The organism is Bacteroides sp. 3_1_23, from assembly GCF_000162555.1.
GTDB lineage: Bacteria > Bacteroidota > Bacteroidia > Bacteroidales > Bacteroidaceae > Bacteroides > Bacteroides ovatus.
Window position 1 is genome coordinate 160,091 of the sequence record NZ_GG774949.1, and the last position, 21,055, is coordinate 181,145.

Sequence of the window (21,055 nt, forward strand, 5' to 3'; positions counted from 1 at the left end):
ATCACTTATTTGTTTTCTCTATTAAACTCAATGCAGCCTCGACCGGATCATCAAACGGAGTCGTACTGTTACTCCAGGGAGATGTAATCCATTGCTCCTCCCATTCTCGGATTTTATTCCGGTCTTTTGTGAAATAGAGCTGTATACGAGGGATATAGTAGTCTTTAATCAGCCCGCTCCAGAAACGAGCAGCATAATCCTCCTGAATACCACCCCAACTTGTAATCAAGCGTTTGGCATTTGCTTCATAAGCATCTTTTTCCTGAAGAGTTGTTCCGCTATTGCGCGCAAGTTCCACCCATTCTTCTAATCGATATAAAGGATGAGAAGCCAATAGCCTGTCAACGTCCATCAACAAATCAACAGTTTGTTGCAGATTACGTTGCGCTGCGAGAACACGATTCTCCGAATCATCTTTCAGGGCCTGCTTATAAAAATTTTCAGCTTTAGCCGCCACATAATACGAAACAAACTCTATGAGGTCGTTTCTGTATAATTCAGAGCTTTTCAGTTCGTCAGCGCAACTAGCATACAAACGTATAGCCTGCAAGTAATCATCACTAAGGTCGATTTTACTAATCCGCCGTTGATCGGGTACTACAGTTTGCCAGGTAAAACGGGGGTATGAATATAAAGAACTATATGCTGTTTTCCGAAAAAGTTTCCAAGCTTCCTCCATGGCATCGGGATATCCTCCATAACGGGCCTCGCAGTATATCTTCATCCAATCGTCCAGGTCGATACTATCCGATGACCATCCCATATCGGCTAACAGTTCGTAAACAACCTCATTGTTTTCGAGTCCTTCAGGGGCAGAACCGAACCCAATCAAGTTACCTTTATTTGCGGCACGTAATGCTTTGACCGAGGAACTAGCATACATGTCCAAGTCTCCTGTCATGGTGTTTTTCCCACCAAAGTTGGGTACATAGCTGAATATCCATTTCTTTCCGTAAAACCCATCATGTACTTTCCATGTCTGCTCGGTGTTCCACACCCATTTCGGATAATCATTGCCCAAATCAATGATAATCATTTTATCATCAGGTACATTGCTTAACAAGGCTTTAAGCGATTCTTTATCCCAGAATGAATGTTGATATCCGAATGTCCATCCCTGTGTAACCCAAACGGCATCCGGGTTTCCGGCTGTAATTGATTTATAGATCGTTTCTCCATACTCGGCCAATAACTTATATTTCGCTTCTTTATCTGCCTTATCGATAGGCAGTTCCATCTCATTAAAACTATCCGAGAGATAATACGTATTTTCTCCAAACTCTTTTTCCCACTCTTCGACAAACAGTTTGCCTATCTCTTCGAAAAAAGGTGAATCCGGTGGCAATACATAGGCGTTGTACTCTTCATCAAAACCACCCCACCGCATGTGCCGGAATTGTGTGTCGGGATGTTTCTGGACGAATCCTTCCGGCACGAAACCTGCAAACGCAGGCGCTATGGGCTGCATACCCAACTCGCGCATACGGGTCAGGATTTGATGCTGCAAAGCGATTTGGTTCTGTTGCCAGGCATCAGATAAGGGACCGTCCCACTTGTTCAGATTGCCCATGCGATGCCAGGGAAGGTGTGCAGGGGCAGTGAAAAACTCACGGATTTCTTCTTTGTTCAATCCCATACGCAGCCATACCCGTTCCGCAATGGCTTCGCTGGCCACGGTAGCCAAGGGCATATTTACACCATAAAGAGCCATCCTGTCAATTTCCTTTTCCCAACGCTCCCAGTCCCAGTAAGGGGTAGTGTAGCCGAATGTACAAACATTAAGGAAATAGCGCAACTCATAAGGGGACACCTGTTCATACAATTCATAATCGGGCCACAGCATCACCGACGTTATGTGTTCACCGCTCCATGTTTTCATACTCTTGCAGGCCTCTTTCATGTACGTATGAAAAGCGTAACAGATAGCAACGGAGCTACTTCCCCTTAAGGTAAGCCGGCCGTCGCTTGCTATCACTTCGAATATATCTTTACCGTCGGATGGTTCGATATATTCAAAGTGGATAGACTGTGCTCTTTCCCCAATCTGACGTTCTATTAACTGTTTGGCGGGGGTGATAATATCCGTCTTAGGCTTGTGGCATGAGCAGAAAAAAAGCGTTGCTGAAATCAGTAAATACTTGATTATTGTATGTATCATAGAAAATCATAAATGTTATAAGTGAGTATCAATATTTTTTCTTTGACGCTTCTTTCACATATTCCAGTTCCGTAATAATCGGTAAATGGTCTGACAAAAGCGACTGAACAGTTTGTGTACTAATCACGCGCCATCCTTTTTGCGGGTAAGCAAACAAGTAATCGATCTTAATCACAGGTTTCCATGCCGGCATTCCAAAATCATCGTTGCTTGCAGCAAACCAGCTATCCATACCACGTATTGCCTCGGAGTAATGACGCGCGTTGAAATCACCTCCCAAAATTACAGGATATTTATAATTTTTGAAATGCCCGGTAATAAATTTTATTTGCTCCGCCCGTGTTTCTTGAGAGTTGACGTCCAGATGCGTAGAGGTAAAAACAATGGTATCATTACCCATTTCGAATAATCCCTCCAACATGGCCCGTCTCTCATGCTCTTTGACCGGATGGGGCAACATTATCTTTTGGACAGAAATATATGGATATTTACTTAACATCCCAATACCGTAATAACCGGTAGAATAGTCAATCGTTTTTCCGTAAAGCCCAAACATCCCTGTATGATAGGCAAGTTCGGATATAAAATCCTTCCCCTTCTGATGCGGGGTACGCTTACGGTCTGTTTTGCTATCCACTTCCTGAAGCGCCACAAAATCAGGTTTGAAGGATTTGATGTGATGAGCAAGTTCCTCTAAAGATGCCAGTTCGCCAAATCTTAAATTATAGGTCATTACCCGCACCCGTAGAGTATCTTGCGCATAGGCAACACCCAAAGTCAGGCATAAAAACAATAATAAATATTTCTTCATTGAATACATGGTTTCTATTTTTTAATGATTACTTTTCCCAGCCCGGATTTTGTCCTAACAGAGGATTCTTCTGACGCTCGGGATTAGGCACGGGCCACAAATAATGTTTCGTTGCGTCGAAGTAGCGTGCTCCGCCTTCCGCAGTAGACTTTTCGTAGATAACATCACCAAACTCATCTACTCCGGTATCGGGATATGGGTTAGCGCCCAAATCATTCATACAAACTTTCAGGCTGGGACCGGTGATGGCACGTCCAAAGCGAAGTTCGCCTTCACGCCAGCGCATCACATCGGCGTATCTTGTTCCTTCACCTGCCAACTCAATGCGACGTTCTCTTCTCAATTCGGTTTCGAGATCCATCCCCCATGCGCTAAGTTCGTCAAGGTTCATACGATGCATATTCACACGATCTCTAAGCCTGTTGATGGAGTAATCAATCTGTGTTTGTGTCAGTTTCTTGCCTTGTAGTTCGAAAGTGGCCTCGGCATAAATCAGCAAGATTTCGGCAAAGCGGATGACATTGAGATTTCCATGCCCACCCACACTTGAGCCGGCCAAATCAATATCGTTATACTTTTTCAGATAGAAACCTGTACGGCTATTTGCCCCCACACGGTTATTATCTTGCAATGAAGCAAAACGAGGCAGATTAAATATCTCGTTGGCCTTATCCGTATCAGGGTCACCGTCATCTCCTCCCGGCCATTTGTCACCCGGAGCATATAAAGTCATCTTCATTCTAGGATCTCTGTTCTGGAAGTAATCCACATAATGCTCTTCAGGCGACTTGTATAACGATGAGGTCTGCACACCGGTCTTTTTATAATATTCCAATCCGGTTTTTGCCGGTTTACCGTCCGTACACAGATAGGCATCCACTAATGACTTCGTTGGATTGAGACGTATATAGTCTGTCGGACTGCAAGTTTCATTGGGCAGACTTTGTGTACGGATTTCAGGTACAAAAAGGCTATATACGATGGCTTCGATATTTTTCGGATCATTCTCGACATCCCCTTCGTGATGAAATAGTTTTTCATATTCATACAGACCATAGGGACTGTTTTCGATGATATATTCACTCGTTTTTGCAGCCAGTTCCCATCTTTCGTTTTGCAAAGCAATACGTGCCAATATGGCTAAAGCGCCCCAGCGGTCAAGCCTTCCCAGCTTATCGCCTGTATACCTTTCTTCAGGCATGCGCTCTGCCGCCCATTTCAAATCCTCGACGAGCTGGTCAATGACTTTCTCTCTGGGAGTACGTTCGATATATGCATCTTCGGGCTGAATGACTTCTCCTACCCAAGGTACATCACCCCAAAATGTCGTGAGGTAAAAGTACATAAGCGCCCGGATAGTTTTTACTTCTGCGGCATAAACGTCCTTCTTATTTTGAGCTACCTGCGCTTTATTATAGTTGTCCAGAAAATTATTGCAGCGATAAATATAGCTATATGCTCCTGTCCAATAGGTAGTGAAGGGGAAGCCGTCAGTATAAGAGTGCTTGCCTCCCGAAACCTTACTTAGTCCACTAGTAATATTCCCCCACATAACAGTTTCGGCCGTCGATTCACTCCAATTCACGAGATAGTCTTTTTGTAAAGCTTCGTAACAGGGAGGCAAGGCATTTTTAAGCTGATCTTCATTTACCCAGAATGTTACATTGTCCGGCTCGTTAGGGTTCGTTCTATCCAGAAAATCGCTACATGAGGTAACTATACCAAAGAAAGCAATGATTAAAAAGTATTTTGAGTATTTCATCTTTATAGTCGTTTAATAGGTTAGAATGTTATTGATAATCCAAAAACATAGGTTTTTACTTGCGGATAGACATCTCCGCTGGTGGTTCTCACTTCAGGGTCATAAGCTCCGAAGTAATCGGTTTTAGTAAACAAGTTATCTGCCGAAGCATATACTCTAAGACTATTAATGCCAAGAGGTGCCACCATTCGGGCAGGAAAACGATAACCTATCTGAATATTCTTCAGACGCAAGTACGATGCATCCTCTTTCCAGTAGTCACTGAAGAGCCTGTTGTGCTCCTGCGACTGATAAAGTCTGGGATAAGAAGCATTTGGATTCATAGGCGTCCATCTGTCAAGATGCTCTTTTTTAGGGATTGAGTAGTCATTGATAAACGCATGCCGAGCCTCATCCTCAAGGTAACCGGCAACTTTGCCTACGCCTTGCAAATAGAAACTGAAATCAATGCCTTTCCATTCTAAACCACCCTTGATTGCATAGGTGTAATGGGGTTCTTTCTCGCCAAACACCACTTTGTCGTAGTCATCAATTACCCCGTCAGGAGTGCCGTCAGGACCACTGATGTCCCGATACTTAATATCTCCGGGCTGTACAATGCCGTTTTGTGATGCAACAAGAGGAAATTTTGGTTTCTGGTACTTACCTGTAGTTGTATTCACTGATTCAAAGTCATACACTTGCGCCAGCCCATCAGTCAGATAACCATAGAAAGCACCTATCGGATCACCTACCCGACGATACGAACCGGAAGCCGTACTGGTCAGCGACTCCGGAGTTCCACCCAAATCGGTAATCTTATTACGAGCGTCCGACAGATTGAACCCGAGATTGTAATTTACACTTCCGATCTTATCACGCCATGACAAATTAAGCTCCCATCCTTTGACATCAATCTTACCAAGATTGACATAACCTACGTTACTACTGGAAACCCCGACAATAGCCGGAACATCGGGACGAACCAATGCATCAATATTTTCTTTCTTATACCAATCAAAGTCCACATTCAGTCTATTGTTCAAAAAACTAAGGTCTACCCCGAAATTAAGCATGCGGATGGTTTCCCACTTGATGTCGGGATTACCGATTTTATTTTGCCAAAGTCCCATAACAGGTGTATTAGAAGCTCCGATAGGATAAGACTCTTCGGTTATGATAGGTGACAAGTAAGGGTAGTAATTACCGGGAATGTTCTGATTTCCCAACTCACCCCAGGAAGCACGCAGCTTACCCGAGCTCAATACCGAAGTAGCGAACTCCATGAATTTTTCACGTGAAAAGTTCCATCCTGCCGAGAACGATGGAAAATATCCCCAACGATTGCCCTTGGCAAATCTTGAAGTTCCATCGGCGCGCAGGTTAGCTTCAAACAGGTATTTACCGTCAAAAGCATAGTTGACACGACCAAAGTAAGAACGCAAAGCCCACTCGTCTTTTGTTCCGCTATTCATAAAATTAATCATTCCGGCACTAATAACGTGAATATCCTCAACCATCACATTATCACGCGTAGCACCCAGTGTGCTTCTGTTTTCCCACTCTTGCGAAAATCCCAACAATGCTCCCAACTCGTGGCGTCCTATGGTTTTATTAAAGTTCAGGGTGAATTGCAGCGTTTGGGTCATAACGTCAAGATGGCTTTGTGAGATATAGTCCTTGGCATCTTCATTTGCTTTCAACGGGCTACCGTCCGAGTAATAAGACAACATCTTCGGGTTAAACTCATCCACCTGGCGGGTATATATATTAGCAGAGTACTGCATACCTGCATTCAGTCCGTCTATAATTTTGAGATCTGCATTGAAAATACCATTGAGCACACGTGTTTTCCGTTCTTCCATTCCCGACTCATAGGCTACCTGCAAGGGGTTACGCACCGAACCGTACGACCAGTTCTCACTATCTACCATCCGGCCATTCTCATCAGGAATTTGCCACATGACGGGAAGTAACGGAGACATACGCTGTGACAGGCGAAATACTCCTGATGTGCCGCTATAACCTAAGTCCTTTTTATAGAAATCGACATAGCTCATCTGTCCGGTCAGTTTCAAACGATCATATACCTCCGTGTTTACACTGATACGCGCATTATGTCTTTTGGAACTATATCCGTCACCTACAACCAGTCCATCCTGATCCAGGAAACCATACGACATAAAAAATCCGGTTTTCTCGCTTCCACCCCGTGCGCTCACATTATGCCCCGTTTGAAAAGCCCGGCTTTTGTATATTTCGTCAATCCAGTCTGTATTGGAATATTCGTTGGGGTACAATCCCGAATCATATTTATCGAAAGCCTCTTGTGTATAGGGCTTGGAAAATCCGGCAGCACTCATGGCTTCATTGGAGAGTTCCATGTATTCCCTTCCATTAACAAGTTCGGGCAATGCTGTGGGAGTCTGGAATCCGGCATATCCGTTATATTGGAATACTACGCGCTCTTTCTTTTCTCCCTTTTTAGTCGTTACAAGAATAACACCGTTAGCGGCACGTGCTCCATAAATAGCTGATGAGGCGGCATCTTTCAGTACTGATACGCTTTCGATGTCCGAAGGATTCAATAAGTTGATGTCTCCCCCGGCTACTCCGTCAATCAAGATCAAAGGTGCTGTACTACTATTGATGGTTCCCGTACCACGAATGTTGATGCTGGGCACAGCACCCGGCTGCCCCGAAGAGGAAACGATACTAACTCCAGGCAACAATCCTTGCAGACCCGTAGTTACGTTAGTAATAGGTCTGTTCTCAATAGCCTCCGCTTTAACCATAGATACGGCACCTGTTACATTCACTTTCTTTTGCACGCCATAGCCTACAACTACTACATCTTCCAAGCTGACAGCATTTTCTTTCATCACTACGTTTACTGTCGTTGCTTTCGCTATGACGCTTTCTTCACGGTAGCCGACGTATGAGTACCGAAGTGTACTTCCATAGGGTACCTTAATGGAATACTGACCATTGACATCGGTGATTGTACCTGTAGTCGAGCCTTTTACCGATACGGTGGCTCCGATGATCGGCTCCGCATTCTCGTCAGTAACTTTACCTTTCACATACAGTTCCTTTTTCTCTCCTTGCGAATCAACAGGTTCAGTTTTATTTTGATATTCTTTATTATAAAATAAAATACTGTCATCCAGGAAACGGAACCCAATGTTAGTCCCTTTTAGCAAAAGAGTTAGCGCTTTGTTTACCTCTGTGTCTTTTACCTCCAATGACACTTTCCTACTCGTATCCACAAATTCTTTGCTATAGGCTACATTCATCGATGCCTTCTCTGCTATCTGACTGATAGCCTCTTTAAGAGGAAGCTCTTTGATACTAACCGATATTTTTTGCTGTTGTGCATAAACAAAAGCAGTGACAAATATGCACATTAGGGTTACAATACACCTTCTGCCGGTGGATGAAAAAGGAGAATCTTTTTCCATAATATTAGTCTTTAAAGTTAATAGTTCAATATCTATTAGCTAATACACAAGAGATATTAAAAAGTATTACGGCAAATAAGTTAATGAATATTAATTCGGAAAATATAGGAGAACTTGCCGGAAATCAATCCATACTTGATAAAAAGAAAGAAAACACTTCAAAGGTATCGTTTTTAATAGCAAAAATAGAAAGGGGTAGATAGTATTTTCTCATTTAATGCATAAATTAGTGTCTTTACCTGAAATAATTAATACCTTTGAGTGCACGAATTAACTCGTCGGACTATAGTTTATCTTTCGAAGAACTATAGTCCAACGAAAGGAATACTATAGTCAATGTTGCGTCGGACTATAGTCCGACGAACAAAATCATGCAGCCGGAGACTATATTTACTGAATAACTAAAAACAAAATAAAACATGAGTGTTTATTACGATCTTTATGCCAGTGGCAACCCACAAAAAAAGGATGAGCAACAGCCACTTCACGCACGAGTGATTCCATCGGGAACTCTTGATGCCAAGAAATTCATAGAGTTGGTATCTAAAAGCAATGGTTTCAGCCAAGCCACTATTGAAGGATGCCTGCAAGCAGTTACTGATGAATTACAGCATTGGTTAAAGCAAGGCTGGATTGTGGAAGTCGGAGAATTAGGCCATTTCTCTTTATCGCTGAAATGCGGACGACCAGTAATGGAAAAGAAAGAAATCCGCTCTCCTTCCATTCATCTGAACAAAATAAACCTTCGCGTCAACAAGAAATTCCGCGAAAACATGGAGCTGTTACAGTTGGAACGTATGGAATCTCCCTATCGCAACGATAGCAAACCCGATGAAGACAACTGCCGCGCTGTCCTTATACAACACTTGGAAAAACAAGGTTGCATCACCCGAGCTGATTTTATGAGATTGGCTGGAATAAACCGGGACAAGGCTATCGGACTATTAAATAAATACATAGAAGAAGGAATGATACGAAAGTATGGAGGAGGTAAGACGGTAGTATATTTAAAGAAATAAAGCGACTAAAAAATGTGTCAAAAGTGAAGCTATAGAAAAATGCTTCAGGCTTTTGACACATTCATTTTTTACTATTCAAAGCGAACTTCAGAGATACCTACGGATTTTCCCTGTTGAGCATCTATATTCAAGCGTATAGCCTCTACCTCAACATTACTACTCGGATGGATAACATTAAACCTGTCCTTACCCAACTGATAAGAATCCGTAACATATAATTCAAGAACTTTCCAGATTCCTTTTGATTTATATTCTACCTTCCAGCTTACAGGTAGCAGAACGTTTTCTTGAGGATTCTCCAACCAATATACGGAAAGAGAGTTTAAAGTATACGGAGTTTTAAAATCGAACGTCAATTGTTGTCCTTTTCCATTCTCTGCAGGAATAGAGACCCATCTCTCCAAACTAAAATCAGCAGAAGAAGTAGCCACTTTCCCATCGCAAACTGCCTGCTCTGATATTGCATTCCCACTTGCGACAGACGAAGCCGATATTTTCCCAATCGAATCCATATACTTCATTTCTCCTTGTTGCAACCCTACAGTCGAAACCTCCTTATTCAGCCAGACAAGCATTGTACGATTATCTCCTCTGTTACACCAGGCATAATAAGGCACTAAAGAAATTCCGCCCACTTTTATAAAATCAAGCCCCTTCAGTTCACCGGTTTCTTCAATCGTAACCTGTGCCTTTTCTTCCGTCGCATCGCCCAGGAATAATTGCTGAACAGGTCTTCCATTATCTATTTCTTCCGCACAATAAACCAATGGACCACGTGTCACAGCAGTTTTCCCCACATTATCCTTCACTTCCGGAATACAGTCGACAAAACGAACAGGCATTGGCAATTCAAGCTCTACTATATCGCCACTCACCCAGTCACGTTCTATTACTGCGAAACCTTTCTTCATCACATACTTCACTTTTTCTCCGTTTACACGCATCTCAACTGGCAGGTGCCGCTGTTCTTCGTAAGGATAAAGTCCGCCCGGCACAAATTCATCTTTCGTTGCCCAAGTAGGAATACGCATGCTTATTGAAAAACGTTCTTTCTTCTCCGGAATAACAACAAGGCGTACTTTTCCGTCAAATGGATACCCTGACTCTTGCTCCAAAGCAACTCTTCCTCCTTTCAAAGGAATCGTTGTCCTGCTTCCACCATAAAGAGTAAGATAGATATTATCTTTACTATAAGCATACATATATCCCGGAACTTGCAGGATGAGGCGAGAGATATTAGGAGGACAGCATGCGCATCCGAACCATTCGGCCCGGCCACCATTACCATGATTAAAACGCCTTTCTCCATCAGCTTCCAAAGGGTTCACATAGAAGAAACGATCCCCCTTCAAGTTAATTCCGGCTAAAGCATTATTGAATAAAGACAGCTCGGCAATATCCCAGAATTTCGCATCACCGCTACCTAGAAATAATCCTTGATTAAAAAACACATTTGCTACAGCAGCACATGTCTCGTTATAAGCTGTCAGATTAGGTAACTCATAAGGAGCACCGAAACCCTCCATACCTTCTACTGCCCCCAGCCCTCCGGTTATATGCATACGTGTTGTTACCAGATTATTCCATATAGCCTGAAGTGCCTTGTCATAATCATGGAGTCCGGTCAGTGCGTCCACCTGTGCCATAGCCGTATAAAGATAAGCCGCCCGCACGGCATGTCCCACCGCTTCCGTCTGTTGGCTGACCGGTGCATGTTGTTGTGCATAAGTAGCTGCCATCACCCCTTCTCCCTCCGGACGGTAAGTAACTCCGCGAATCTCCAGAAATTTTTTAGCCATATCAAGATACAATGGATCATTCGTCACCCGATATAATTTACAAAGAGCCAGTTCTATTTCCTCATGTCCGGGGGCCTGATTAACCGGTTTTCCATTATTATAATTTGGATCTCCTCCTTCAAAGAAAACCTTATTCACATGTTTGGCACTCTTAATAGCAACATTTAACAGTTTATCTTTACCCGTTGCCTGATAATAAGCAACAGCGGCCTCATACAGATGCCCTACATTATAGAGTTCATGGCTATGCACCAACCAAGAATAAGGTTTCTCTCCCATCTCACGAGGATCGGGATTACCACAAATATGAGAAATGTACAGATACCCGTCTTCTTGTTGCGAAGCAGCGATCAACTCTGTCACATCATCCATGAACTTTTCCAGTTTCTCATCCGGCTGTATCATAAGTGAGTAGGCAACTCCCTCCATTACCTTATATAAATCTGAACTGATGAAGCGATGTGTTTCCGGCAGTTCGGTGGGTTTACCTGCACGAAAAGCTGCACAACGCCTGAAGCGTTCAACAGCCGGTGCACTCTGATAAACAGAAAAAGGGACTGTAACGCTTATCTCTGTCTTCATTCTTTCTTTCCAAAAACCATCAGTCAACGTTACCTGATTAAAGGGGATGGGGATGATCTGCTGTTCTTCCTCCACACAAGCCGTCGACAAGATGCACAAACTAAATCCTACTAATAGATGTCTCATTCCTATTTCTTTTTAATTATTACTTGCGTATATTTATCCATGACTGGTATTTCCAGCCGACAAAACGGATGCGCCTGATTCATTATTTCAAAATCTTCCACTTCTTTTTGTCCAACTATAACAGTATACTTTCCTTCAGGAAGTTTACCTTCAAGAGTCATCTTTGTATGATGAGGTTTCCCAGAACGATTTTCGATGACAAAAGCAAGCTCATTTGTTTTTTTCAACGTAACAGGATAATCCTTTCTGAAACCATCCTGCTCTAATTCTACCGAAAATTGGACAGGTGTAAGAAACCGTATCTGTCTGCGTACTCCGTCATACGGAACCATACTAATTGTTCCTTCTTTATCCACAGCCACATTGCCTCCATAAGCTATCAGCCCAAAATCGGGATCATCCACTAAATAGACTCCGGCTCCATGAATTCCTCCCGTAAGCCCGTGATCTATTTCACCATCATATCGCCACGGTGCGCGTCCGGTTTTTATGTAACTCATATAGGTACGGGAATTCTGATAAGGAGAAAACGCCCAGCCCACAGCTCCATCATTTTCTTTCCCTTTATACCAATATCCAAAGTCAGTTTGTTGCGTACCTGTATTCATCAACGCCCATGAAGCTAACAAAGAATTATAGCCATAATTAATATACTTCTCCGGTTCACTGGAAAATTTATACGCATAATCCAGCAATGCCACACCCCCCATCTGCGTCATATAATCGAGATTTACGTACTGTCCGCTCCATGCCGTACCCAAATTGGCATATCCAGGTTCAAAAATTCCGCGCAAAGCAAGATTCCCATCCAACTGATTTTGCATGAAACGCTCTATGGAGACAGTGTCAAATGAGGTATACGAATACCATTTTTTCTTATTCTTATCATACCAGAATTGCTCCTCCGGTTGCATCGGATTCAATTTTGCATATTCGGCAATGTAATAGGAGGATTCAAAGGCAGTGCGATCAACAAACATCTCGGAACCGAACGGCCAGGGATCTTCATAAATCATATATGTCACCTTCTTTTCCCATTCGCGACGTAATCTAGCTGCTGCTTCTTTCCTGCCTGTATTTTCTAAAGCAGAAATAATATATAACAAATACCTTTCATGAAAATTTCCTTGCTTATAAGCCCAGTCAGTCCAACCGTGGAAAGCCCACTGCTTTCCCATCAATATATTGTATGGCACTTCAAAATAGGCCATCGCCGTACGGTAAGCCCGTTCTAAATATCCATTCGCATCCAGGTAAGTCACCATATCCGGATGATCTTTCGCAATCCTGTACAGATTATAATAAATAGCAAAATGAGTGGTATAATCAAACGTTCTCCACATGCGTCCTTTGCCTGAACCTCCATCCTCATATCCTCCATATTTACCACTACGATTCTGATACCAGTTTTCACTTCCATAGATACCATACGGATAAGGGAATTCCTTATCTGTACGTTGCAGTTTACCCCAAACAAAATTCTTCTGATAATATTCCAACGAAGCTATTTCATCCTTATCCGGATATATCACATTCTTCTCACTTACATAAATAGGCTTACTATTCGAAGGATCATCAGAACCTCCCACCATAAATTCTTCCCGAAGTTCTCCTAAATAGTCGGGTGAAAGCAGTTCTGCTTTTTTCATATCCCACAAACTATACAAACCATTATACCACTTCGTCGAATCCCGATGCTGCTGTTTGTCTACAATAAAACGGGCACGTTTCTTTATGAGCGTTTCTAAAGGTTCTGTTACAAAAAAATCCAAATAACACATTTGTCCGTTTCCATAGTTTACTGTTATCAGATTCTCACCTAAACGGGAAAAACGAAACTTATAAATATGCTTGTTATCTTTCGTCTTGCCTATATTAGTTACTTTGATTTGCCCCGGATGCTCAACAGTTAACTGCTCAACAGGCAACTGTGTCTGTAAAGCACAATACACTTCCATTTCAGGGGTTACTACCATTCCCGGAGCAACTTTCACCAAGACATTTCCTTTATCATACAATTTTCCCCTTAAATCAGTGTGGTCTTTGGCTACAGTAAAATTAAAGCCTGTGAGGTAACGCTGATAAGGGGCCACCGTCTTTGAGGTAGAGGGTATTCTCCAAGTATCATTCGCCCGATCGACAACATTCGTTGCATGCAAATAATACTTACCATCCCAAGTTGCATATTCCATAGCAGTCCCTTTTTTCATTGACATCAATAAAATGTCGCCTTGACCGGTATATGGTATCCAATAGAGAAAAGAAGAATTTCCATTTAAAGAGAAATGCCTATTCAGATTCTGACAAGCTTGTACGGATTCATCAATTGCTCCAATCGGCACTGTCAGACACATATCCAGAATATTAACCGCATGACGGCTACGATTGAAGAATTCAATATCCCATTCAATCTCTTCTCCACTAACAGCGAAGGTCTGATAAAGCCGGACTCCGGCAGGAAGTTGCCAGAATATCTGTATTTTTCCCGCCGTATTTTCCAGTATTTCAGACTGCAAATCAGAAACCTTAACAGAGTAAGTCTTATTGTCAACAAGGTAATTAAAATATAAATCTCCCAGAATCTTTCCTCGATCGACATAATTCCTGTGATGATCGCTTCCTTCGAAAACTAGTAATTTAAGCCCCTTTCCATCTGGATTGACCTCAATTCGTGGAACTACAGCTGCCACTGTACTCCCACAAAAAACTAGCCAAGCCAACAAAACGGTCATACAAAGCTTCATTCTCATAAGTTCAATTTTTCACTGTTATCTTGAATGTACTTAAAGATCTTTTGTGAGCATAATCGTTCAATGAATTACTTCTTTGATCGCTATAATCTATACCACTATAGTTCTTATCACCTACATTGGTAGCTACAACCGTAATGGTAAATTCACCAGGTTCGGTATAAATATACTTATAAGTTTTCTGAATTCCTCCAGTCGCATATACAGAGCCCAAAGAAACACCTGTATGCCACGGTTCATATTCGTCCGTTCCCATTTCGATAAACGAAAGGTATACGTCTCCCTGAAAACCTCTATACTTGGCATAATCTGCTTCGTGGACGGGCAAGCCTGTTGCAGGATTAAGTTCACATTCGTAAGCCTCATCTATTCCATCCCCATCCAAATCATATTTATAAGGTGAATCATCAGCCGCTGCATAAGTAGGACGCCCATTCACATACATATCGACTTGACGGAGCACTAGCTTTTCTCCATCATTCAGAAACTGCTGCAAATATGAATCACGGTTATACATCTCTCCAAGTTTATAGAAGCCTTCTGTCGGTCTGCCCGAAAGAGGATCATTTGTCTGAAATGCTCCGTAAGAACGTTCGTCCATAAGAGTGTTGTATTTATAACCGGCAGCATGTCCGGCAAAATCCGCCAGTTGCTCTGTATATAATCCAAAATAGGCAGCTACCCAAGGATCATTAGAATATTTTCGGATAGCACGGTCCGCATCACAAGCAACAAAGCGGCTCTCAATCACCGTATTACCAGGCTGATTATCAAGGCCTCCTAAAATATGAATATCCGGTTTCATCCGTATGCCTGAAGGAATCCTGCGATCTGATACTGTAAACTTCAACTGATTAGTCCCGATATAGCTCATTTCCATCAATGCTTCCGGAAAATCCCCTTTCTTATAAGGAATCAGTTGGATATTTTCTATCGCACCAAAAAATTCAAAATCCTTTTTCACCTCTTCAACAGTCTGATAATTTTTGAAGTACTTATAGAATAATGTCTTCTCTCCATTCTTCGCATAAGAAACCCGATAGCCTTTTTCATAGAAACTATTCCAGTCATTTTCCATGATTGCCTTAATGCGCGAACGTTCGAACATTTTTCCTTCATCTCCCGTAAAGAGAGAAAGATATTGGGCATCCGTAGAAATTGTAATTGTCACTTCGTCTCCAACTTTGGGATTCTCCGGAGATACGGTTACCTGAACGGACGGAGCTTCCACATCTGAACCAAACTTTTCACATGATGCCATAACAGACATCATTATTATCATAATTAAAATCGATTGATATGTTTTCATATTATTCTGACAATTAAGTTAATAGCCCGGATTCTGTTTCATTTCCGGAAAGAATGACAACTCTGTAAATGGTATAGGCATCAATACACGATATACTTTTTCGTCATTGAAAAGATGCCATAAATATTCTCCTCGAGCAGGGTCACCATAAGGTGCGTAGAATTGTAAAGGATCACGATAACGGCAAATATCTTCCAGATCTTTCATTGCAATGTCCGGAAAACGGGCTACATCGAGCCAGCCACAATCATCTTCAGCCGCAAGTTCCCTCAAACGTTCATACATCAATTCTTTCAATGCATTATTTGCACTTATATCCTCCGGAATCATCATAACAGAACCTTCCTGATAGGTATAAGAAGCATCACCCTGACTGGTAAACATGTCTTTTACAGTGCCTTGATTACAAGCTCTATTCCGGACAATATTCATCGCTTTCACTCCTTGCGAAACTGTCCCTTGCATAATCAGGGCTTCTGCTTTGAGTAAATAAATCTCGGCCAATCGTAAAACCGGATAATCAACTCCTGCATAATTAATATCAAAAGTCGAAGCGATCTCACTCGGATTCAAATTACGGAACTTGCCAAGTTGCCACCAGTTACAATTCCACAAGTTAGGTCTGTTTGCTCCATTGGCTTCATTTTGCCACCAGTTTCTTTCGTGTGTTTCCAGTGCCACTTCCATTACTTTCAATTGATCTTCAGAATAATGATTTCCTTTACCCGGCTCAATATAGAAATTCGAACCAAGTTCACGTCCGGCAGGTTCAAATACCCATAGTCCGACTGGAGCACTTCCACTGCTAGGACCGGTGACCCACCCTTTCACAGAGCTCCACATACGGCGGGTGAAATCGCCCGTAATTGTATATTTCCCTGTGCTTTCATACAGATTCTGTAAATCATTAGGAGTGGTTCCGGCTTTAGGAGATTCTGCATTAAATCTATCTATCTGCCCATAGTCACGACATACCTCCTTGAAACTATAATTATGTCCCCACATCGGAATATCATACAATAATGTCAGCCAGGAAGTCAGGTGCACACCATTGGTCGCTCCATACTTGGCTTCTCCTGCAAATCCCATCGGTATCTTATTACCGGTTCCATTACCTTCTTCTGCTAGTACACTGAACATAATTTCTTTATTGCGTTTCGTAAATACGGCTGGATAATAATCTTCCAACTCATAACTGCCATAAACTCCGGAGATAATATCATCACATAATTTAACTGCATCTGCATAAAGAGAAACAGTAGATAATTCCCCTGTTGTATTTTCTGCAATTTTATCTCCATACATTTCGGCACGACGAATATAGGACGCATGAAATATCTTCGTCTTTGCCAGCATACCAGCTACTGCTCCCCTAGTCACACGTCCATAAGCGATTCCCGAATTATTATCAGCACACTTACTCAAAGCATACTCCATTTCGTCATATAAAAATCTGAAAACTTCCTGCCGAGTAGCACGTGGCACGTAAGCAGGCTTGGGCCCCGTCGGTTTGGTTATTAAAGGTACGCCGCCATAATAACGGTAAAGGGTAAAATAAGCGTATGCACGTAAAAAACGGACTTCACCTATCAACATTTCAGTAGCAGAGCCTTGTATGGCAGCCTTCTCTAATGAGGAACTGCTTATACTGGAATCAATAGCGTCCTGATGTGCCTCCAAATTCTCTAAAATCTGATTAGCCTGGGCAATATAAGCATACAGTTTTGACCATAAATTCAATACGCTACCCGAACTAGCTGTCAGATCAAAAGGACCTTCGTTTATCAGAGATGGCATCATAAAACGGTCTTCCGTCATAATTCCATCATTGGTGTTACCGGCATTAGCATATAAAATTGCGACGTTACGTAAGGCAGCATCATAGGAAGTATAGAATGTCTCTGCCGGAAGTTCGGTTTTCGGCAACTGATCGAAGTAACCCTCGCACGATACCAGTACAAGAGATGATAAAAGGATAAATAATATTTTTTTCATAACAGTACCAGATTAATATTTAAAATTAAATGAAAATACATGTGATCTTGCATACGGATAGGATGAAATATCAACTCCCGGCAAAATCCGATTACTGATAGAGTTTCCACTACGTACTTCCGGGTCGTACCCTGAATATTTCGTGAGACAGAACACATTATTAATAGAATAGGTAAAAGACATATCTTTTATCTTCCAGGCATTCAATATCTTTTTAGGTAAATGGCAGGTAATTGCCAGATTATTCATCTTCAGGAAGGAACCATCTTCCACCATCTCGGAATTGGACGCTGCCCACATATATCCTGACCAGGAAATAGGACCGGGACCGGTAAACGTACCTGTCGGGTTGTTAGCAAACCAAGCATTTTTATAATAGACAGATGACTTATTACGAATATCACCGTTATTCATCAGATTATATATATTACCATTAATAATATCATTTCCATACGACCAGCTGAAATCCATAGCCAACTCAATAAACTTCCAGCGGAAATGTGTATTCAAACCTCCGATAAATACCGGATTCACGTCTCCAATCACAACGCGGTCTTCCATATTAATTTTACCATCCCCGTTTATATCGGCAAAGGACGGGAATCCGTAAGGCATCTCTCTCTCTGTTGCATACCACCAGGGAGAATCGGCACTCCCCACACCATTACTATCGGAATACCAGTTACTACGGATACCTTCCATTTGTAATCCGTAAAACAGTCCTAACGGATAACCCTCTTTGATAAGTACATTCTCCGTACCCGAAGCAGAACCGACAGGACGGCTTTCAAGCATTTGGTTCTCTGTACCCAAACTTAACACTTTGGACTGATTGGCACTAAAATTAATCGTAGCATTCCAACTAAAATCTTTTTTATCGATGATTAGCCCACCCACACTGATCTCAAATCCACGGTTACGAACAGAACCAATATTTCTCGTCACTTTACTAAATCCGGACATACGCGGTAAATTTTGTTCCAGAAGCATGTCTTTGGTCTTTTTAGTATATAAGTCTACAGAAATATTGAGACGATTATTAAACATATCCAAATCCAGACCACCATTAAACTCTTCTGTCACTTCCCAACTTATATCAGGGTTCGCCATGCGATTGGTATATAATGCAGAGATTGTACCATCACCAAAGACAGCTTGCCGACTACTTGACGCCAACGTCTGTGCATAAGCATAAGACGCAATCTGGTCATTACCAACCTGACCATAGCTGAAACGCAGCTTCAGATTATCAACATTCTTTTTCAACCATGACACATTCTTGAAGAAACTCTCATCCGAAACTCTCCAACCAATAGCACCTGAAGGGAAAAATCCCCACCGATTGTCCGGAGAGAACTTGGAAGAACCGTCCGCACGCATAGAGGCTTTGAGAAGATAACGGCCTTTATAAGAATAGTTTGCCATAAACACACCGGAAAGCATGGCTACCTTTTCATAACCAATCGTTGGAGACTTCACATGATTTCCACTCTTTGCATCATATATTCCTTCCCAACCCAAATCTGTATTAAACTGGGAATATTCCTGACCAAAGGTTTCATATTTATTCGTATTGGCTTCATATACAGCGTTTACAGACAAATTGTGCACTTCGTTAAATACTTTATTAAAGCCTGCTTGTACTACCCCTCTTAAATTCAGTGCATTTTGCGTCCCATAAGATGCCCATCCATTATTGTCATAACCTCGCTGAATAGTTTTAGGAACAAATTCTTTTATTTCCCCTTTAGGAGTGCGTACACCCATTCCCGCTTTCACAAACCAATTATCTGTGATGTTATAGACAAGTTCCGCCTGACCAAAAAAAGTATGATTTTTATTAGAATAATCAATATCCTTGAGTTTTCGATAAGGATTATCCATTTTACCTGTGTAATATAAATTATCATCTATTTCCTGAAAAGTCCATTCTTTGGGAACTAACGGAGAGAATGTCTGTATTTCATTGAAGATATTGCCTTCTGTCCAAAAAGCACCGCTGCGTATATTATGTTCATAAGATATATTTGTATTCAATGTCAACTGCGGAAGGAGTTTTATGCTGTTATTCGTTTGGAAATAAAAACGCTTAAACCCTGTATTAACTGCAATTCCGTCTTCATTCATAAAGGATAGAACCGTAGAATTTTGTATTTTCTCTGTTCCGCCTCTATAAGAAACTTCATAGTTTTGTTTGGTTCCATTTTGAAGACAAAGATCCGGATAGAACTGAAAACGGGAAGGATCTGTATTCCATATCTGGTCTTTATATTCCTGATAGAAATCTGCATTCTGCCATTGACCATTCATTACCATATCCCGCATATAAGCTCGCATATAGTCCTCCGCACCCAACATAGAGATAGAGTTTGCCAGTTTACTAATTCCATAGGAGGCTTTTACCGAAATCTCACTCATCCCCGCAGAACCTTTTTTGGTAGTTATCAGCACTACTCCGTTAGCACCTTGTGCACCATAAACTGCGGTGGAAGATACATCTTTCAATATAGAAATGCTTTCAATAGCATCAGGAGAGATGGTAGCCAGAGGGTTGTCAAGCGGATCATCCGAAATCGGGATGGGAAAACCGTCAACCACATAAAGAGGAGAACTTCCCGCTGTAATAGAACTGGCTCCACGCACCTTGATGGTAATTCCTCCCCCTGGGGCTCCATCATTGTTCATCACCTGAACTCCTGCAATTTTTCCCTTCAACGCTTGTTCCATACTTAATGGATTGGTTTTCATAAATTGTTCGGAATTTAAACTGGACACAGAACCTGTCAAATCAATTTTACGCTGTGTCTGATATCCTGTAACAATAACTTCATCAATCTCGATACCTGATTTCATCACGACATTGATCTGTTGCTGATTTCCCACAGTTTTTTCAACTGTTGCCATTCCAATCATTGAATATACGATAACCTGACCCGGAGTCACATTATTCAGAGTATACTTCCCATCTATATCAGTGATAGTTCCATTTTGTGTGCCTTTCACTTTTACATTTACTCCCACTAAAGGCTGCTCATCTGTTTCTTTGACGTAGCCATAGATACTTTTCTTTTCCTGTGCAAAGCTCCCGATCGATAGAGATAAAAACAGGCATAACAGCAGAAAGGACCTCGCCATATTCCCCATACCTGTTTTGAGTTTTGGTAGATAACTTTGATTCATAATATTAGTAATTTAGTCATTAAGATTATATTATTCTTATTTTAGAGAAGGTGTCAACTTTAAAAGGAAGGATATCCCGCTGACATGAAATAAAGAAGGTCTGTTCATAGGCATTATAATTAGT

Annotated in this window: 10 protein-coding genes; 1 reads left to right on the forward strand and 9 read right to left on the reverse strand. The window is 41.7% G+C overall.

Annotation, left to right across the window (positions count from 1 at the left end; all coding sequences use genetic code 11):
- Position 1: 1 nt before the first annotated feature.
- The 4 genes from HMPREF9010_RS23175 to HMPREF9010_RS23160 are packed head-to-tail and all read right to left on the reverse strand — an operon-like array spanning position 2 to position 8,171.
- Complete coding sequence (locus HMPREF9010_RS23175) at positions 2–2,158, reverse strand: alpha-N-acetylglucosaminidase (RefSeq protein WP_008646412.1); 2,157 nt, start codon at positions 2,156–2,158, stop codon at positions 2–4.
- A gap of 28 nt (positions 2,159–2,186) precedes the next feature.
- Positions 2,187–2,978, reverse strand: a complete 792-nt coding sequence (locus tag HMPREF9010_RS23170; protein ID WP_004310723.1) for an endonuclease/exonuclease/phosphatase family protein — start codon at positions 2,976–2,978, stop codon at positions 2,187–2,189.
- A 19-nt stretch (positions 2,979–2,997) separates the two neighbouring features.
- The gene (locus tag HMPREF9010_RS23165; protein ID WP_004310724.1) at positions 2,998–4,731 is read right to left on the reverse strand and encodes a RagB/SusD family nutrient uptake outer membrane protein; all 1,734 of its coding nucleotides are present in this window, start codon (positions 4,729–4,731) and stop codon (positions 2,998–3,000) included.
- A gap of 20 nt (positions 4,732–4,751) precedes the next feature.
- Positions 4,752–8,171 (reverse strand): TonB-dependent receptor, encoded by a 3,420-nt coding sequence (locus HMPREF9010_RS23160; RefSeq protein ID WP_032852401.1) that lies wholly within the window; start codon positions 8,169–8,171, stop codon positions 4,752–4,754.
- Positions 8,172–8,590: 419 nt separating this feature from the next.
- Here HMPREF9010_RS23160 and HMPREF9010_RS23155 point away from each other — a divergent pair, with 419 nt between their 5' ends.
- On the forward strand, positions 8,591–9,190 hold the full coding sequence (locus HMPREF9010_RS23155) for an HU family DNA-binding protein (protein ID WP_008646414.1): 600 nt from the start codon (positions 8,591–8,593) through the stop codon (positions 9,188–9,190).
- Between the two features lie 71 nt (positions 9,191–9,261).
- On the opposite strand, the gene HMPREF9010_RS23150 is transcribed toward HMPREF9010_RS23155, so the two are convergent.
- The 5 genes from HMPREF9010_RS23150 to HMPREF9010_RS23130 are packed head-to-tail and all read right to left on the reverse strand — an operon-like array spanning position 9,262 to position 20,895.
- Entirely contained in the window at positions 9,262–11,697 is a 2,436-nt protein-coding gene (locus HMPREF9010_RS23150; protein ID WP_008646416.1) for a beta-L-arabinofuranosidase domain-containing protein, read from the reverse strand.
- 2 nt (positions 11,698–11,699) lie between these two features.
- Complete coding sequence (locus HMPREF9010_RS23145) at positions 11,700–14,447, reverse strand: DUF5695 domain-containing protein (RefSeq protein WP_008646417.1); 2,748 nt, start codon at positions 14,445–14,447, stop codon at positions 11,700–11,702.
- A 4-nt stretch (positions 14,448–14,451) separates the two neighbouring features.
- A complete protein-coding gene (locus HMPREF9010_RS23140) occupies positions 14,452–15,756 on the reverse strand; it encodes a hypothetical protein (protein ID WP_008646418.1) in 1,305 nt (434 codons plus the stop codon).
- 18 nt (positions 15,757–15,774) lie between these two features.
- Positions 15,775–17,751 (reverse strand): RagB/SusD family nutrient uptake outer membrane protein, encoded by a 1,977-nt coding sequence (locus HMPREF9010_RS23135; RefSeq protein ID WP_008646419.1) that lies wholly within the window; start codon positions 17,749–17,751, stop codon positions 15,775–15,777.
- Between the two features lie 12 nt (positions 17,752–17,763).
- The gene (locus HMPREF9010_RS23130) at positions 17,764–20,895 is read right to left on the reverse strand and encodes a SusC/RagA family TonB-linked outer membrane protein (protein ID WP_032852402.1); all 3,132 of its coding nucleotides are present in this window, start codon (positions 20,893–20,895) and stop codon (positions 17,764–17,766) included.
- Positions 20,896–21,055: the final 160 nt, after the last annotated feature.

What these genes read in the sequence shown, in the direction of transcription:
- HMPREF9010_RS23150 (WP_008646416.1), bottom strand. Translation starts at nt 11,697, where the DNA reads ATGAGACATCTATTAGTAGGATTTAGTTTGTGCATCTTGTCGACGGCT.
- HMPREF9010_RS23130 (WP_032852402.1), bottom strand. Translation starts at nt 20,895, where the DNA reads ATGGGGAATATGGCGAGGTCCTTTCTGCTGTTATGCCTGTTTTTATCT.
- HMPREF9010_RS23140 (WP_008646418.1), bottom strand. Translation starts at nt 15,756, where the DNA reads ATGAAAACATATCAATCGATTTTAATTATGATAATAATGATGTCTGTT.
- HMPREF9010_RS23160 (WP_032852401.1), bottom strand. Translation starts at nt 8,171, where the DNA reads ATGGAAAAAGATTCTCCTTTTTCATCCACCGGCAGAAGGTGTATTGTA.
- HMPREF9010_RS23155 (WP_008646414.1), top strand. Translation starts at nt 8,591, where the DNA reads ATGAGTGTTTATTACGATCTTTATGCCAGTGGCAACCCACAAAAAAAG.
- HMPREF9010_RS23145 (WP_008646417.1), bottom strand. Translation starts at nt 14,447, where the DNA reads ATGAGAATGAAGCTTTGTATGACCGTTTTGTTGGCTTGGCTAGTTTTT.
- HMPREF9010_RS23170 (WP_004310723.1), bottom strand. Translation starts at nt 2,978, where the DNA reads ATGTATTCAATGAAGAAATATTTATTATTGTTTTTATGCCTGACTTTG.
- HMPREF9010_RS23135 (WP_008646419.1), bottom strand. Translation starts at nt 17,751, where the DNA reads ATGAAAAAAATATTATTTATCCTTTTATCATCTCTTGTACTGGTATCG.
- HMPREF9010_RS23175 (WP_008646412.1), bottom strand. Translation starts at nt 2,158, where the DNA reads ATGATACATACAATAATCAAGTATTTACTGATTTCAGCAACGCTTTTT.
- HMPREF9010_RS23165 (WP_004310724.1), bottom strand. Translation starts at nt 4,731, where the DNA reads ATGAAATACTCAAAATACTTTTTAATCATTGCTTTCTTTGGTATAGTT.